Here is a 15,416-nt window from a genome sequence, read left to right on the forward strand (position 1 = left end):
GGCTCTTTTTCGTTCCTGCTTCAAGCTTCCGAGGGTCAGCCGAAGAACTTGCCCAGCATCCGAAGCCCACCGGTCCATACCCCGATGCCGGTACCCAGGCTGGTCAGGAAGAAGTTCAGCAGGATGCGCGCCACGCGGTTCTTCCACCAGCCGCGCACGGTCTGAACATCGTCGCGCAGCGCCATGAAATCTGCGTAGGTGGGCTTGCGCAGCGTGGCTTCGACGAACGCGCTGACCGTGCCGGACGCCAGCGCGGGGTGCAGCGGCGTCAGCGGTGACGAAATGAACGCCGCCAGGATGCTCAGCGGATGCCCACCAGCGATCGCGCACCCGATGGCACCTAGCACGCCGGTGGCCAGCACCCACTGCACGATCAGGTCCGACCCCACGTCCACGCCGCCCTGCCAGAAGCCCCAGGCGAAGCCGCCCACGAGGAAGACGCCCAGCAGTAGGGTGAACCACGGGATGCTGCTCTTGGTGGGCACGCTTTCCAGTTCTGTGAGCACCTCGTGCGGCGCCGCGGTGTCTTCACGAAGGTGGCGCACCAGGCCTTGCAGGTGGCCCGCGCCGACCACGGCGAGGACCTTGTAGGGTTCGCCGTCGTCACGGGCGCGGGGCGCATCCGCTGCCACCTGCCGCAGGCGCGTGGCCATGTACTGGTCGCGCTCGGCGATGATGCTGCGGTAAAGCGCCGGGCTTTCGTTGGCGAACTCGCCGAAGCTGGACTCCAGCATGTCGCCCTGCTTGAGCTTCTCGATCTCTTCGTCGCCGACTTCCTCGTCGGCGAACATCCCGGCCAGGATGCCGGCACCGACCTTGGTGCGGCCCCACCAGCCAAGCGAGTGCAGCGCGCGCTTGAAGGTCAGGCCGACTTCGCGATCGATCAGGTGCAACGGCAGTCCGCGCTCGCGTGCATCCAGGGCGCCGGCCTTGAGTTCGGCGCCGGGTTCGACGTCCAGCTGCTCGGCGAGGCGTCGCTGGTAGGCGGCCAAGGCCAGGTTGGCGGCGAACAGGTGTGTCTTGCCTTCGCGGATCACCTTGACCAGGTCCATCCGCGCCAGCGCATCCGGATCGGTCAGCGATTGCAGGCGGCCGGCATCCAGTTCGATGGCCACGCTGTCGTATTCGCCACTGGCGATCGCGGCGCGCACGGCGTCCACGCTGCTGCGCGACACATGCGCGGTACCCAGCAGGGTGAAACGCACGCCATCGCGCTCGACGGTCTCGTGCGGCTGGCCGGCCAGTGCGGAAGCGGCCGGGGTAAGGGAAGTGGTGTCGTCCATCATCTCATTCGTCATGGGGCGCGTCGGCATTGCCGGCACCCAGGGTGCGCTGCATCTGCACGGTGTCCAGCCATCGGCCATGCTTCCAGGCGATGCCGCGGAAAATGCCGATCAGCTGGAAGCCGAATTTCTCGTGCAGCCGGATCGACGCGGTATTGGTGGGTTCGCCGATCACGGCGATCATCTGCCGGTAGCCGCGCGTTTCGCAGGCCTCGATCAGCCGTTGCAGCAGGGCCGCACCGATGCCGTTGCCCTGTTGCCCCGCCGCGACATAGACCGAATTCTCCACGGTGAAGCGGTAGCCGATGCGGGCGCGGTAGCTGCTGGCGTACGCGTAGCCGACGACTTCGCCGCCGCGTTCGGCCGCCAGGTAGGGATAGCCTGCGGCCAGCACGCCCTGCATGCGGCGCTGCATTTCGGCCTGGTCCGGCACGTCGTACTCGTAAGTGTTGACGTGGTCGCGGACTTCCGCGGCGTAGAGGGTGGTAATCGCCGGCACGTCCGCCAGCGTGGCATCACGGATGATCAGGTCCAAGCGCGGTGTCTCAGTCGATGTAGCGCTTCAACAGGTCGCCGTACGCGTCGATGCGGCGGTCACGGAGGAACGGCCAGATGCGGCGTACGTGCTCGCTGCGCTGCAGGTCAACTTCGACCGTCAGGATTTCCGCCTCGGTGCCGGCTTCGGCCAGGAATTCGCCCTGCGGGCCGAGCACATGGCTGTTGCCCCAGAACTGGATGCCGGAGGTACCCAGCGGTGAGGATTCATGACCGACGCGGTTGCAGCTGAGCACGGGCAAGCCGTTGGCCACCGCGTGGCCGCGATGGCTCAACACCCACGCATCGCGCTGCCGGTTCTTCTCGGCCTGTTCGTCCGTGGGGTCCCAGCCGATCGCGGTGGGATACAGCAGCAGGTCGGCGCCGGCCAGCGCCATCAGGCGCGCGGCTTCCGGATACCACTGGTCCCAGCACACCAGCACGCCCAGCCGGCCCACCGATGTGTCGATCGGTGTGAAGCCGATGTCGCCCGGTGTGAAGTAGAACTTCTCGTAGAAACCCGGATCGTCCGGGATGTGCATCTTGCGGTACTTGCCGGCGATGCTGCCGTCCTTTTCGTAGACGACGGCGGTGTTGTGGTAAAGGCCGGCGGCACGCCGTTCGAACAGCGACGACACCAGCACCACGCCATGCTGCTTCGCCAGCCTGCCCAGGCGTTCGGTGCTGGGGCCCGGGATTGGTTCGGCCAAGTCGAATTCCTGCACCGATTCGTGCTGGCAGAAGTACGCGCCGTTGTGCAGTTCCTGCAGCAGGACCAGCTTCGCACCGCGCTTCGCGGCTTCGGCCACCCGGTCTTCGATCACCGACAGGTTGGCGTCGGCATCGCCATGGTTCTTTTCCTGGATCAGGGCTACGGGCAGGCTGGTGCGGGTCATCGGGGCAGGGTCGCGGACAGGATGCTTCAAGGGGGAACGCATGGTACCGCGTCGACCGTGACGGCAGGCGGACCCGGCATGAACGTCCTGCTCAGGAGACGGATTGCCTTGCCTCCCTGCTGCGCTGCTGGCGTCCCAGCGACAACCCGGTGAAGGCCCATGCCAGGGCGATGCCGGTGCCGATGAACATCGCCATCGACGGATGTTCCGCCAGGACGTCCAGCGCGCGCTTGACCCAGCCGCTGAGCGCATCGCCGCCCCGGTAGACGACGGTGTCGATGAAGTTCTTCGCCTTGTATTTCTGCTCCGGCGGGACGACGGTGTACAGCATCTCGCGCCCCGGCCGGACGAAGGCGTATTCGCCGGCGCGCCGGACCACCATCACCACCACGAACACCGCGAAGGTGGGGGCCAGTGCCAGCCACAGGAAGCCGGCTGCCATCACCACCGGAACGGCCACCAGCAGCACGCCCACGCCCAGCCGCTGCGCCAGCCTGCCCGTGATGAACAACTGGCTGAGGATGGCCAGGCCCTGCACCACCGTGTCGATCAGGCCGAAGACCTGGGTCTGCCGTTCCTTGTCCGGGAACAGTTCATCGACCAGCCGCGCCTGTTCGAAATACAGGAAGGTCGTCACCGTGGCCAGCAGCATGACGAACAGCGCAATGCCCAGCAGATACGGCGACCGGAACACATCCGTCGCGCCTGCGAACGGATTGCCGCCCAGCGGCTGCCGGCGTTGTTCGGCTGCACTTGCGCCAGCCGGCAGGGGATGACGGTCGCGCCAGCGATGCAGCCACAGCGCCGTGGCACCACTGGCGCCGATCAGCAGCGCCGACAGCATCATCAGGCCACCATGGCCCAGCGGCTTCACCAGCAGCGTGGTCAGCAATGGTCCCGTCAGCCCGCCCAGGCTCGCGCCGCTGGCGATCAGCGCGAACAGGCGCTTCGCCTCGCTGCTGGCGAGTACGTCGGCCAGCACGCTCCAGGCCAAAGAAATCATCAGCAGATTGATGACCGACACCCAGATGTAGAAGCCGCGCGCCAGCCACACGTCGTCCGGCCGCACCAGCATGACCGCGCCGAAACCCAGCAGGCTGGCCACCACCAGGCCGAACACCCACGGCACGATCCGGCGCCGCGACACCTTCGATGCCAGCCAGCCGAACAACGGCAACACCGCCAGCGTGGCGACGAAGGTGCCGGTGAACAGCCACTGCAGGTTGTCGACACCGCCGGTGACGCCCATCGTTTCCCGGATGGGGCGCAGCATGAAATAGCCGGTGAACAACAGGAAGAACATCGCCAACCCCGCCCCGACCGCTGGCGCCTCGTGCGGGACCACATTGAACACGCGGGCGATGAAGCCCGAAGCGGGCGAGGGGGCGGGGGCGGGTCGATTCATCGGCGAGGATCAGGCGAGGGCGGCGATCAGCGCCTGGCGCTGGGCATCGGTCAGGTCCGGACCGGTCCCGGCCAGCAGGTTGTCGCTCTGCCGGTCCGGCTTGCCGGTCGCGGGAATCACCGCCGTGACCGCAGGATGGCTCAGCGCGAACTTGAGGAAAGCCTGCGCCCACGAGGTGACGCCGGTCGCCGTCAGTGCTTCCGGCACGGGCTTGTCCTTCACCTGCGCGAACAGCTTGCCGTCCTCGAATGCACGGTTGATCAGCACCGCCACGCCCAAATCCCGCGCCAGGGGCAGCACGCGCTTCTCCGCGCCACGGCTGGTGACGGAGTAGTTGATCTGCAGGAAGTCCGGCTTCTCGGCCTGGACCACGTCGGCCAGTTCGTCCTGCGCGCGCTCCACGTAATGCGTCACGCCGACGTAGCGCACCTTGCCCTGTGCTTTCAGTTCGCGTGCGACCGCCATCTGGGTCTTCAGGTCGCCCAGGTTGTGGACCTGCAACAAGGCCACCTTGTCGGTTTTCAGCCTGCGCAGCGTGTCGTTGAACTGGGCCATGCCCGCCTCGCGGCCGGTGACGCCGGAGAGTTTGGTGGCGATCCAGGCGCGACCGGTGAGGCCCTGCTCCGCAAGCAGGGCGCCCATGACGTCCTCGGCGACGCCATAGGTGGGGGCGGTGTCGATCACCGTGGCGCCGGCGGCGAAAAAGCGTTTCAGCACCTCGCGCAACGGATCCAGTTCCGCCGCGGAATTGCCGACCTGGAAGCTGCCGGACGTGCCCATGCCGATGACGGGAATCTTTTCGCCGCTGGACGGGATGGCCCGCGTGTTCAGCGGACCGGGAAGCGCGGCGGTCCGCGCAGGCGCCGCCGACGGCGTGGCACCCCCGGCCTGCGCCACATCGCGGCATGCCGCCAGTCCCAGGCCTGCAGCGGCCAGTGCGGAAGTGGTGAGGAACGTGCGTCGTGAGTACATCGGCAGACTCCGGCTGGGAGGGGACTACCGGTTATCAACGATCGCTGCGCGGGGTGTGTAAACGAAACGTTCAACGGGACCCCAACCAACGGCAGGGTCCACTGAAACCGTGACGCACTGCCTCAGCCGAGGAGGCCGCTGGGCAACTGCATGGTGATGCAGTGCAGGCTGCCGTTCTGCCAGATCAGCGAGCGGCACGGCACCTGCACGATCTCGCGATCCGGATAGGCCTGTGCGAGCACGGCGGCGGCGTGGTCATCCGCGGCATCGCCGTAGGCCGGCATCAGCACGGCGCCATTGATGATCAGGTAATTGGCGTACGAGGCGGCCAGACGGCGACCGTTGTCGATCACCGGCTTGGCCCAGGGCAGCGGGAACAGGCGGTACGGTCGCCCGTCGACGGTGCGCAGCGCGGCGATATCCGCGGCCATGGCCTGCAGCTCCACATGGTGCGCATCGCCTGGATCGTCGCAGGCCTGGAACACGATGGCGTCGCCCGGTGCGAACCGGGCCAGGGTATCGATGTGGGCGTCGGTGTCGTCGCCTTCCAGATAGCCGTGGTCCAGCCAGAGCACGCGCTCCTGTTTCAGCCAGCCCGCCAGCCTGGCGGTCAGCGCTTCACGGCTGGCGTCGGGGTGACGCTCATGCAGGCACTGCCAGGTCGTCAGCAGCGTGCCGGTGCCGTCGGTTTCGATGGCACCACCTTCCAAAGCAAAATCAATGCTTTGGACGAAGTAGTTATGAAACAACTGCATGCCGGACAGCTCGCCGACCAGCAGGTCGTCGCGACTGGCTTCGTACTTCCCGCCCCAACCGGTGAAGCGGAAGTCCAGCAGCTTGAAGTGACCGTTGTCGCGCAGGGTGATGGGCCCGGAGTCGCGCAGCCAGGTGTCGTCGTATTCGGCCAGCACGAACCGCACGCGTCCCATGTCCACGCGCGCCGAGCGCAACCGGGCTTCGGCGTAGGTCTGCAGGTCGTCGTCGGCGGCGCAGATCACCACATCCTGGAAGCGCGTGATGGCAGCGACCAGCGCCACATACGTGTCCTCGACATCGGCCAGGCGGTCGGCCCAGTCGGTATCGGCATGCGGCCACGCGATCAGGACCGCGGATTGGGGTTCCCACTCCGCGGGGAAACGAAAGGCATCGGTCATCGGTCTGCTTGCAGGTGCGTGGAGCGGGTGGATCAGCGGATCGGCGGCTTCGGACCGATTTCCTCGGCGCTGGCCTTGTTCAGTACCACGTCGATGACGCGGCTCTTTTCGAAGTACACGGTGAACGTGGGGTAGACCCAGCGATGGATCACCGGCCACTGGCGCTTCTGGCCGCCACGTGGCTCCAGCTTCTCCTGCGGCGCGCCGAAGCGGGCTTCCACCTGGGCCGCGGTCTGGCCGCGGACGGGGGCGGCTTCGGCGGGTTTCTCCTGGGCGCGTTCCACCAGGAGGGTGTCGGCGGAGGCGGTGCCTGCCAGGCCGAGCAGGGCGATCAACGGAAGTGCGAGGGCGCGACGATTCATGAGAGGGTTCCCCTGGGTGACCCGCCATTTATAACAAAAGGCCGGAAACAAAAAGGCGGCCGGGAGCCGCTTTTGACATGGCTTGTCGATGGCCCGGAGGGTTGCCGCCATGGATGGCGGCAACAAAAAACCGCCCGAAGGCGGCTTTCTGGGCTTTCGCGGGACGACAGCGGATCAGCGCTGACGGGCCTTGAAGCGCGGGTTCGACTTGCAAATCACGAAGACCTTGCCGCGGCGGCGGACCACCTTGCAGTCGCGGTGACGGGCCTTCGCCGACTTCAGGGAGGACAGGACCTTCATGAGATAAACCTCGGCGTAAAAGAGTATGGGGCACGACTAAGCCCGCTATTCTAACGGCAATTCCACAGGCATATCAAGCGGTTGCAGCAGCGAGCCTGATGAAGCCGGTTGGCGGGCGGGCGAGGGCGTGCCAAGGGGCGTCATAATGGCGCAAAAATCCCAGGACCCACCATGCCCGACAATGCTCCCGTGCTCACCATCGACGGCCCTTCCGGGGCCGGGAAAGGGACGGTCAGCCGGATCGCCGCCCAGCGGCTGGGCTGGCATTACCTGGACTCCGGTGCGCTCTACCGGGCCGTCGGGGTGGCCGCCAGCTGGGCGGACCTGGACGTGTCCGACCCGACGGCGCTGGTCCGCTGCGCCTTCGACACCCGGGTCGGATTCCGCGAGACGGAGCAAGGGCTGCGGGTGATCGTCGACGACCTGGATGCCACCGACGAGCTGAGGCTTGAAACCACCGGGGCGCTGGCCTCCGCGATCGCCGCCATCCCCGAGGTCCGGTCCGCCCTGAAGGAGCGCCAGCGGGCATTCCGGCAGCCGCCGGGCCTGGTGGCCGATGGCCGGGACATGGGGACGGTGATCTTCCCGGACGCCCCCTACAAGGTCTTCCTGACGGCCAGCGCCGACGAGCGGGCCGAAAGGCGCTATAAGCAGTTGAAAGAAAAAGGGGTTTCGGTCACAATCGACGGTCTGCTACGCGAGATTCTCGCCCGCGACGCCCGTGATGCCCAGCGCACGGTGGCGCCCTTGCGGCCGGCCGAAGACGCCGTCCTCATCGACACCACCGGCCTGGACATCGATCAGGTGGTCGGTCGCGTGCTGTCGCTGGTGAAGCCGTAACCGGATTCCCCGCTTCCGCACGCAACGCGGATCCCGTGCTGCAGAGACAGTCCCGTCGCATGGCAATGGTGCCGTGTCGGCGGTTTTTTCCACATCCAACACACGGCACTCCCGTGCCGAAAGGGTGGACAGGGGGAATCGCCTCATCCGGCGACCGCCTGTCCGTGTGTCCAACTGAGTATTCAACAATGACCGAATCATTTGCCGAACTGTTTGAACAGAGCCAGACCCAGCTGGCCAAGCTGAAGCCGGGCGCGATCGTCACCGGCGTCGTCGTGGAAGTCCGCAACGACGTGGTGGTGATCAACGCTGGCCTCAAGTCCGAAGGCATCGTGCCGATCGAACAGTTCCGGAACGACGCCGGTGAAATCGACGTGGGCGTGGGCGACGAAGTCAAGGTCGCGCTCGATTCCATCGAGAACGGCTTCGGCGAAACTGTCCTCTCGCGCGAGAAAGCCAAGCGCGCCATGGTGTGGGACGAGCTGGAAGAAGCCCTGGAGAAGAACGAAACCATCACCGGCCGCATCAGCGGCAAGGTCAAGGGTGGTTTCACCGTCGACATCAAGGACGTCCGCGCATTCCTGCCGGGCTCGCTGGTCGATGTGCGCCCCGTGCGCGATCCGGGCTACCTGGAAGGCAAGGAGCTGGAATTCAAGCTCATCAAGCTGGACCGCAAGCGCAACAATGTCGTCGTCTCCCGCCGTGCGGTGGTCGAGAGCGAGCATTCGGAAGAGCGCGAGCAGCTGATGGACAAGCTGCAGGAAGGCGTGGTGCTGAAGGGTGTGGTCAAGAACCTCACCGACTACGGCGCGTTCGTCGACTTGGGTGGCATCGACGGCCTGCTGCACATCACCGACATGGCCTGGAAGCGCGTGCGCCATCCGTCCGAAGTCGTCGAAGTCGGCCAGGAGCTGGATGTCCGCGTGCTGAAGTACGACCGTGAGCGCAACCGCGTCTCGCTGGGCCTGAAGCAGCTGGGCGAGGATCCGTGGGACAACATCGCCCGCCGTTACCCGGCCAACAGCCGCGTGTTCGGCAAGGTCTCCAACGTCACCGATTACGGCGCGTTCGTCGAGATCGAGCCGGGCGTCGAAGGCCTGGTGCACGTCTCCGAGATGGACTGGACTAACAAGAACGTCAATCCGTCCAAGGTCGTGCAGGTCGGTGACGAAGTCGAAGTGATGGTGCTGGACGTGGATGAAGAACGTCGCCGCATCTCGCTGGGCATGAAGCAGGTCGCCGCCAATCCGTGGGAAACCTTCGCGGCCACCCACAAGAAGAACGACAAGGTGTCCGGCCAGATCAAGTCGATCACCGACTTCGGCATCTTCATCGGCCTGGACGGCGGCATCGACGGCCTGATCCACCTGTCCGACATCAGCTGGAACACCACTGGCGAAGACATCGTGCGCAACTTCAAGAAGGGCGACACGCTGGAAGCCGTCGTGCTGGCCGTTGATCCGGAGCGCGAGCGCATCAGCCTGGGCGTGAAGCAGCTGGAGCAGGATCCGTTCGGCCAGTACATGGCGGCGCATCCGAAGGGCACCAAGGTCGAAGGCACGGTCAAGGAAGTGGACGCCAAGGGCGCCACCATCGAACTGGCCGACGGCATCGAGGGCTACGTGATGGCACGCGACATCGCCAACGAGCGCGTGGACGACGCCAGCCAGCATCTGAAGGTCGGCGACAAGGTCGAAGCCAAGTTCATCGGCATGGACCGCAAGGGCCGCACGTTGCAGCTGTCGATCAAGGCCAAGGACGAAGCGGAAACCGCCGAAGCACTGGCCGAGTACAACAAGTCCGCGACCGACGCCTCCGCCGGCACCACCAGCCTGGGTGCGCTGCTGCGCGCGCAGCTGGATGGCGGCAAGTCCGAGTAAGCGGCATCCCGCCGTCGCAATATCCCTAGCAGTACCGTTCCCCGCCGGCCCGGAGCAATCCGGGCCGGCGCGGATACATCCGCCCGAACCTTGCATGCGATGACCAAATCCGAACTCATCGAGATCCTGAGCCGCCGCCAGCCGCACCTCAAAGCCGAGGATGTGGACCTGGCCGTGAAAGCGCTGCTGGAGATGATGGGGGGCGCGCTGTCCCAGGGCGAACGCATCGAGATACGTGGTTTTGGCAGTTTTTCGCTGCATTACCGCCCGCCCAGGCTGGGCCGCAATCCCAAGACGGGTGAATCCGTCGCGCTGCCGGCCAAGCACGTACCGCATTTCAAGCCCGGCAAGGAGCTGCGCGAACGCGTCAGCGACGTCACGCCGATCGAAGAAGCGGGCGACTGATCGAAGGGCGTTGGCCGGATGCTGTCTGGATCCGCGCCGTCTCCGTTAAGCTAGGCGCCTACCCGCAGGGAGCCGCCTGATGAATATGTTCCGCCTGGTCATTGCACTGGTATTCCTTGCCGTCGGCCTGCTGGTCGGCGTGCTGAATACCCAGCCGATCACGCTGGATTTCCTGTTCGCCGAATTCCCCACCTCGTCCGGTGCCGCGATCATCGTGTCGCTGCTGGCGGGCGTGCTGATCGGCGGCCTGATCGTGGTGGCCACGCTGGTCCTGCCGATGTACGCCAAGCTGCGGAAGGCCAACAAGGCGCAAGCCGCCGTTCCCCCTGTTTCCTCCCCGCCCGCGTCGCCGGGCAACGGGATCTGACGCATGGATTTCCTGACCGAGTGGTTCTGGTTCTTCCTGTTCCTGCCCCTGGCCGCACTCAGCGGCTGGGTGATCGGCCGTCGCGGCGGGCAGCGCCATGGCGACACTCAGGTGAGCCGCCTGTCCAGCACGTACTTCCGTGGCCTCAACTACCTGTTGAACGAGCAGCCGGACAAGGCCATCGAGCTTTTCCTGCATATCGCAGAACTGGACAAGGAAACGTTCGAAACCCAGGTCGCCCTTGGCCACCTGTTCCGCCGGCGCGGTGAAGTGGATCGCGCCATCCGCCTGCATCAGGGGCTCGTGCAGCGCACGGACCTGAGCGATGCACAGAAAGTCCAGGCCTTGCTTGCACTGGGCGAGGATTACATGCGCTCCGGCCTGCTTGACCGCGCCGAGACTGTCTTCAGTGATCTGGCCCGGATCGATCAGCGCGCACCGCAGGCGCTGAAACACCTGATCGGCATCTACCAGTCCGAGCGCGACTGGGAAAAAGCCATCGAAAACGCGATGCGCTACGAGGAAGTCACCGGCGAAGCCATGGGCAAGCTGGTGGCCCAGTTCGAATGCGAGCTGGCCGAGCGCCACCGCACCGCCAACAATACCGAAGCCGCGCTCGCGGCCGTGGCCCGCGCCTACCAGGCCGATGCCGGCAGCGTGCGCGCCGGCATCATCGAAGGACGCATCGAAACGGATGCGGGCCGCCACGAATCGGCCATCCGGGCTTTCGAGCGCGCCGCCCGGCATGACCCGGACTACCTGCCGGAAGTGCTTCCCAGCCTGCTGGCCAACTACGAGCAGGGCGGTGATCTGTCGGGCGCCCGGGCGTTCCTGTCCGAGATGTGCGAGCACTACCGCGGCATCGCGCCGGTGCTGGCGCTGACGAAGCTGGTCGAAAGCCAGGACGGCGTCGCGGCGGCGCGAGCCTATCTGGCCCGCCAGTTGAAGGATCGTCCGTCCGTGCGCGGTGAAGCGGCCCTGATCGACCTGACGCTGGCGGAGGGCGCCGATCCCTCGGCCACGTTGCACGACCTGAAGCACATCACCGACCAGTTGCTGGTCCGCAATCCCAGCTACCGCTGCACCCGTTGCGGATTCGGGGCGCGCACCCACCACTGGCAGTGTCCCAGCTGCAAGGAGTGGGGCACCGTCAAGCCGCTGCTCAATTACGCGGTGGTGTAGTGCCTTCCTGGACGTCCTGGCTGCTGCTCCATTTCATCGCAGCCGTCGCCGGCACCTGGCTGGCTCGCCACTACGCGCTTCGGGGCAATCTGCTCGATCAGCCGGGTGAGCGACGCAGCCATACCGTAGCGACCCCTCGCGGGGGCGGGATCGCCATCGTGCTGGCCGTAGTCGCGGGCGGGTTGTGGCTGGTGTTCCGTGGCTCGCACGGACTACTCCTTCCCGCGTTTCTTGCCGGGTTGCTGCTGGTGGCCGGCATCGGCTGGTGGGATGACCATCGCCCTCTGTCCCCGTGGTCCCGCCTGGTGGTGCAGGCCCTTGCAGCGGGCCTGTTGGCCTGGGGCGTCTGGCACGACAGCGGGGATTGGGCCGGTGTGCTCATCGCATTCGGTGCCGCCGTGGTGCTGGTGAATGTCTGGAATTTCATGGACGGCATCAATGGCCTGGCGACCAGCCAGGCCGTGATAGCCTCCACGGCCTTTGCTTTTGCCCTGCCGGGGGCCTGGGGACTGATGGGGGCGGGCCTGCTCGCCGCCTGCCTGGGGTTCCTGCCGTTCAACTTCCCGCGTGCCCGGATTTTCCTGGGGGATGTGGGAAGCGGGGCACTGGGCTACGTGCTGGCTGCGTTGCTGGCGGCGGGCTGGGCTGACTCGACCGTACCTTGGCCGCTGCTGTGCCTGCCGCTCTGTGCCTTTCTTGTCGACGCGGGCTTCACATTGCTGGGGCGCATGCTGAAAGGCGAACGCTGGTGGACCCCCCATGTGACCCATCTCTACCAGGCTGCGGCCCGCCGATACGGGCACGTGGTCACAACCGTGATTTACGGAGCGTTTGGCGGTGTTACTTTACTGTTAACCTATCTGCTGTCGCAGGAACCCGTCCCGACAACGCTCGTCGTGACGTCAGGCGTGTATCTGGCGGCACTGCTGTTATGGGTCAGGTTGCGCAGGGGAGTTGGTGGCTAGTTCTAGGGAGAAGGACCGGATGAATTCCTGGCGGGACCGAATGAGCGGCATGATGCCGCGGTTCCTCGTAGCTGCCCACGACCTGACCATGGTCTGGTTGTGCTGGCAGGTGTTGCACCGTCTGCGCTATGCGATGGTGGCACAGCCGCCCGAATTCCCCCTGTGGTCCAACGAAATCCTCATCGTCCTGCTCGGACAGGGGCTGGTGTTCTGGTGGATGGGCCTTTATCGCGGGTTGTGGCGATTTGCGAGCCTGCCGGACCTGTGGAACATCGTGAAGGCCTGCGCGCTGGGTTTCCTTGCCGTGGTGGTGGGGCTCTTCTTCTATAACCGTTTCGGCTCCACGCCGCGGGCCGTGCTGGGCTTCTACCCGTTCGCGCTGGTCGGTTTCCTCGGTCTGCCCCGGCTGGTCTACCGCGCCTGGAAGGACAGCCAGGCACAGCGGACCAACGAGACCGCTTCCCGCGTGGTGATCCTGGGGGCCGGCCGGGCCGGCGAGGCCCTGGTACGGGAGCTGCGCCGTACCGGTGTCTATCACCCGGTGGCGTTCCTGGACGATGCCGTGCGACTGCAGGGTTCCAAGCTGCAGGGGATTCCCGTGCTGGGCGGGCTGGAGAATGCCGCCGCCGTGGCACGCGAGACGGCCGCCCGCATGCTCGTCATTGCGATGCCGTCGCTGGATGCGCCTGCGATGCAGCGCGTGGTGGCCATCTGCGAAAGCACCGGTCTTCCGTTCCGGATGGTGCCGCGCCTGGTCAATGTGCTCGAAGGCCAGGCGATGCCGGGCGACCTGAAAGAAGTCGCCATCGAGGATCTGCTGGGCCGCAAGTCGGTCACGCCGGACTGGAAACTGATCCGCGGCTGGCTGGGCGGTCGCACGGTCATGGTGACCGGTGCCGGTGGCTCGATCGGTTCCGAACTGTGCCGCCAGTGCGCGCGGCATGGTGCCCAGCGCATCGCATTGCTGGAGATCGACGAACTGGCGCTGATCACCATCCAGGGCGATCTGCAGCGCGCGTTCCCCGATCTCGAAGTGTTGCCGGTTCTGGGCAATTGTGGCGATCCAGCCGTGATCGACTATGCCCTGCGCATGGCCGAACCCGACGCGGTCTTCCACGCGGCGGCGTACAAGCAGGTGCCGTTGCTGGAGCAGCATCTGCGTGAAGCGGTCGGCAACAACGTGCTGGCCACCGAGACGGTGGCGCGCGCCTGTCGCGATGCTGGTGTTTCGACGTTCGTCCTCATCTCGACCGACAAGGCCGTGGACCCCGCCAATGTGCTGGGCGCGACCAAGCGGCTGGCAGAGATGGCCTGCCAGGCGCTGGATGACAACCGTTCCACGACGCGCTACGTGACCGTCCGTTTCGGCAACGTGCTGGACTCCGCGGGCAGCGTCGTGCCGTTGTTCCGCGAACAGATCCGCAAGGGTGGCCCTGTCACCGTCACCGATCCCGACGTGACGCGTTACTTCATGACCATTCCCGAAGCCTGCCAGCTGATTCTGCAGGCGGCCTCGGGGGCAGCGCATGCCTCGATCTACACGTTGGACATGGGCGAGCCCGTGCCGATCCGGCTGCTGGCAGAACAGATGATCCGTCTCGCCGGCAAGCAGCCGGGCCGGGACATCGCCATCGTGTATACGGGCCTGCGCCCCGGCGAGAAACTCCACGAGACGCTGTTCCACGAGGAAGAGCGTTATCGGCCGACGTCCCATTCGAAGATCATGCAGGCGGTCGCGCGCGAGGTGTCGTCGGATTTCATCGACATGGCCCTGCAACGCCTGAAAGCGGCGCATGCGCGCTACGACACCGCGGAACTGCAGGAACTGCTGCGCGTCGCGGTGCCCGAGTTCACGCCCCGCCCGAACGAAGCAGAGGCGGCATCGGCTACCATCGTCGCCTTCCCCGGTCGCGAAGCACGCAGGATCCGATGACACAGCGCATCCGAAAGGCCGTCTTCCCCGTGGCGGGTCTGGGTACCCGCTTCCTGCCCGCGACCAAGACCGTGCCCAAGGAGATGCTGCCGATCATCGATCGGCCGCTGATTCAGTACGCGGTCGACGAGGCGGTGGAGGCCGGCTGCGACACCCTGATCTTCGTCACCAACCGCTACAAGCATGCGGTTGCCGACTACTTCGACAAGGCCTACGAGCTCGAGCAGAAGCTTGAGCGGGCCGGCAAGCATGAGCAGCTCGAGCTGGTGCGCAATGTACTGCCGAGCCATGTGCGCGCTGTCTTCGTGACCCAGGCCGAGGCCCTTGGCCTGGGCCATGCCGTCCTCTGCGCGAAGCCGATCGTGGGAGACGAACCGTTCGCGGTCCTGCTGCCCGACGACCTGATCTGGAACCGCGGACCCGGTGCACTGAAGCAGATGGCCGACGCCGCCGAAACGACCGGCGCCAGCATCATCGCGGTGCAGGATGTGCCGCAAGACCAGACGGGCAGCTATGGCATCGTGGCCACCGACGCCTTCACCGGCAGGGAAGGGCGCATCCGCGCCATCGTGGAGAAACCGAAGCCCGAGGTTGCGCCCAGCAACCTGGCCGTCGTCGGCCGCTATGTGCTTGACTCGCGCATCTTCGCCCTGCTCGAGAACACCGTACCCGGCGCCGGCGGCGAGATCCAGCTGACGGATGCCATCGCGGCACTCCTGTCGGAAAAGCCCGTGCATGCGTATCGCTTCAAGGGCACGCGCTTCGACTGCGGTACCCACATCGGTCTCATCGAGGCGACCATCCGCTACGCACTCGACCACGAGAAGCTCAGCGACGCCGCCCGCATCATGATGCAGGACGCATTGAACGAACTGGGCGTGCAGGAACTCGAGTAAGTTCCGCACCGCCGAACGCCTGATCCGAACAGTCCGCCTGGC

General features: G+C 65.9%; 16 protein-coding genes. 8 read left to right on the top strand and 8 right to left on the bottom strand.

Features of this window, described 5'->3' with window-relative positions:
• Positions 1–35: 35 nt before the first annotated feature.
• The 8 genes from OVA13_RS03835 to ykgO all read right to left on the bottom strand — a co-directional run bounded on the left by OVA13_RS03835 (position 36) and on the right by ykgO (position 6,906).
• Positions 36–1,298, bottom strand: a complete 1,263-nt coding sequence (locus OVA13_RS03835; protein ID WP_267792490.1) for a TraB/GumN family protein — start codon at positions 1,296–1,298, stop codon at positions 36–38.
• Entirely contained in the window at positions 1,288–1,818 is a 531-nt protein-coding gene (locus OVA13_RS03840; RefSeq protein ID WP_267792491.1) for a GNAT family N-acetyltransferase, read from the bottom strand. Before OVA13_RS03840 ends, OVA13_RS03835 begins: the two co-directional genes overlap by 11 nt.
• A 10-nt stretch (positions 1,819–1,828) precedes the next feature.
• A complete protein-coding gene (locus tag OVA13_RS03845; protein ID WP_267793621.1) occupies positions 1,829–2,713 on the bottom strand; it encodes a carbon-nitrogen hydrolase in 885 nt (294 codons plus the stop codon).
• A 91-nt stretch (positions 2,714–2,804) separates the two neighbouring features.
• On the bottom strand, positions 2,805–4,118 hold the full coding sequence (locus tag OVA13_RS03850; protein WP_267792492.1) for an NTP/NDP exchange transporter: 1,314 nt from the start codon (positions 4,116–4,118) through the stop codon (positions 2,805–2,807).
• 9 nt (positions 4,119–4,127) lie between these two features.
• Positions 4,128–5,090: an aldo/keto reductase gene (locus OVA13_RS03855; RefSeq protein ID WP_267792493.1), complete on the bottom strand. Its 963-nt coding sequence runs from the start codon at positions 5,088–5,090 to the stop codon at positions 4,128–4,130.
• A gap of 122 nt (positions 5,091–5,212) precedes the next feature.
• Positions 5,213–6,244 carry an agmatine deiminase family protein gene (locus tag OVA13_RS03860; RefSeq protein WP_267792494.1) on the bottom strand — a complete coding sequence of 344 codons (1,032 nt, stop codon included), beginning with the start codon at positions 6,242–6,244 and terminating at the stop codon, positions 5,213–5,215.
• A 32-nt stretch (positions 6,245–6,276) separates the two neighbouring features.
• Complete coding sequence (locus OVA13_RS03865) at positions 6,277–6,606, bottom strand: hypothetical protein (RefSeq protein WP_267792495.1); 330 nt, start codon at positions 6,604–6,606, stop codon at positions 6,277–6,279.
• 174 nt (positions 6,607–6,780) lie between these two features.
• On the bottom strand, positions 6,781–6,906 hold the full coding sequence (gene ykgO, locus OVA13_RS03870) for a type B 50S ribosomal protein L36 (RefSeq protein ID WP_010342887.1): 126 nt from the start codon (positions 6,904–6,906) through the stop codon (positions 6,781–6,783).
• A gap of 171 nt (positions 6,907–7,077) precedes the next feature.
• Between ykgO and cmk the strand changes: the two genes are divergently transcribed.
• From cmk to galU, 8 genes are all read left to right on the top strand, one after another.
• The gene (cmk, locus tag OVA13_RS03875) at positions 7,078–7,746 is read left to right on the top strand and encodes a (d)CMP kinase (RefSeq protein WP_267792496.1); all 669 of its coding nucleotides are present in this window, start codon (positions 7,078–7,080) and stop codon (positions 7,744–7,746) included.
• Between the two features lie 188 nt (positions 7,747–7,934).
• Positions 7,935–9,626, top strand: coding sequence for a 30S ribosomal protein S1 (gene rpsA / locus OVA13_RS03880; RefSeq protein WP_267792497.1), 1,692 nt, complete (start codon positions 7,935–7,937; stop codon positions 9,624–9,626).
• Positions 9,627–9,725: 99 nt separating this feature from the next.
• Entirely contained in the window at positions 9,726–10,031 is a 306-nt protein-coding gene (locus OVA13_RS03885; protein ID WP_267792498.1) for an integration host factor subunit beta, read from the top strand.
• Between the two features lie 79 nt (positions 10,032–10,110).
• On the top strand, positions 10,111–10,398 hold the full coding sequence (locus OVA13_RS03890; RefSeq protein ID WP_267792499.1) for a lipopolysaccharide assembly protein LapA domain-containing protein: 288 nt from the start codon (positions 10,111–10,113) through the stop codon (positions 10,396–10,398).
• 3 nt (positions 10,399–10,401) lie between these two features.
• Positions 10,402–11,580: a lipopolysaccharide assembly protein LapB gene (lapB, locus tag OVA13_RS03895; RefSeq protein ID WP_267792500.1), complete on the top strand. Its 1,179-nt coding sequence runs from the start codon at positions 10,402–10,404 to the stop codon at positions 11,578–11,580.
• Positions 11,580–12,545: an MraY family glycosyltransferase gene (locus OVA13_RS03900; RefSeq protein WP_267792501.1), complete on the top strand. Its 966-nt coding sequence runs from the start codon at positions 11,580–11,582 to the stop codon at positions 12,543–12,545. The genes lapB and OVA13_RS03900 overlap by 1 nt, the downstream gene beginning before the upstream one ends.
• Positions 12,546–12,564: 19 nt before the next feature.
• Entirely contained in the window at positions 12,565–14,478 is a 1,914-nt protein-coding gene (locus tag OVA13_RS03905; RefSeq protein ID WP_267792502.1) for a nucleoside-diphosphate sugar epimerase/dehydratase, read from the top strand.
• The gene (gene galU / locus OVA13_RS03910) at positions 14,475–15,374 is read left to right on the top strand and encodes a UTP--glucose-1-phosphate uridylyltransferase GalU (protein ID WP_267792503.1); all 900 of its coding nucleotides are present in this window, start codon (positions 14,475–14,477) and stop codon (positions 15,372–15,374) included. The genes OVA13_RS03905 and galU overlap by 4 nt, the downstream gene beginning before the upstream one ends.
• The last annotated feature ends 42 nt before the right edge of the window (positions 15,375–15,416 follow it).

The sequence above is a fragment of the Pseudoxanthomonas sp. SL93 genome (genome assembly GCF_026625825.1).
GTDB lineage: Bacteria > Pseudomonadota > Gammaproteobacteria > Xanthomonadales > Xanthomonadaceae > Pseudoxanthomonas_A.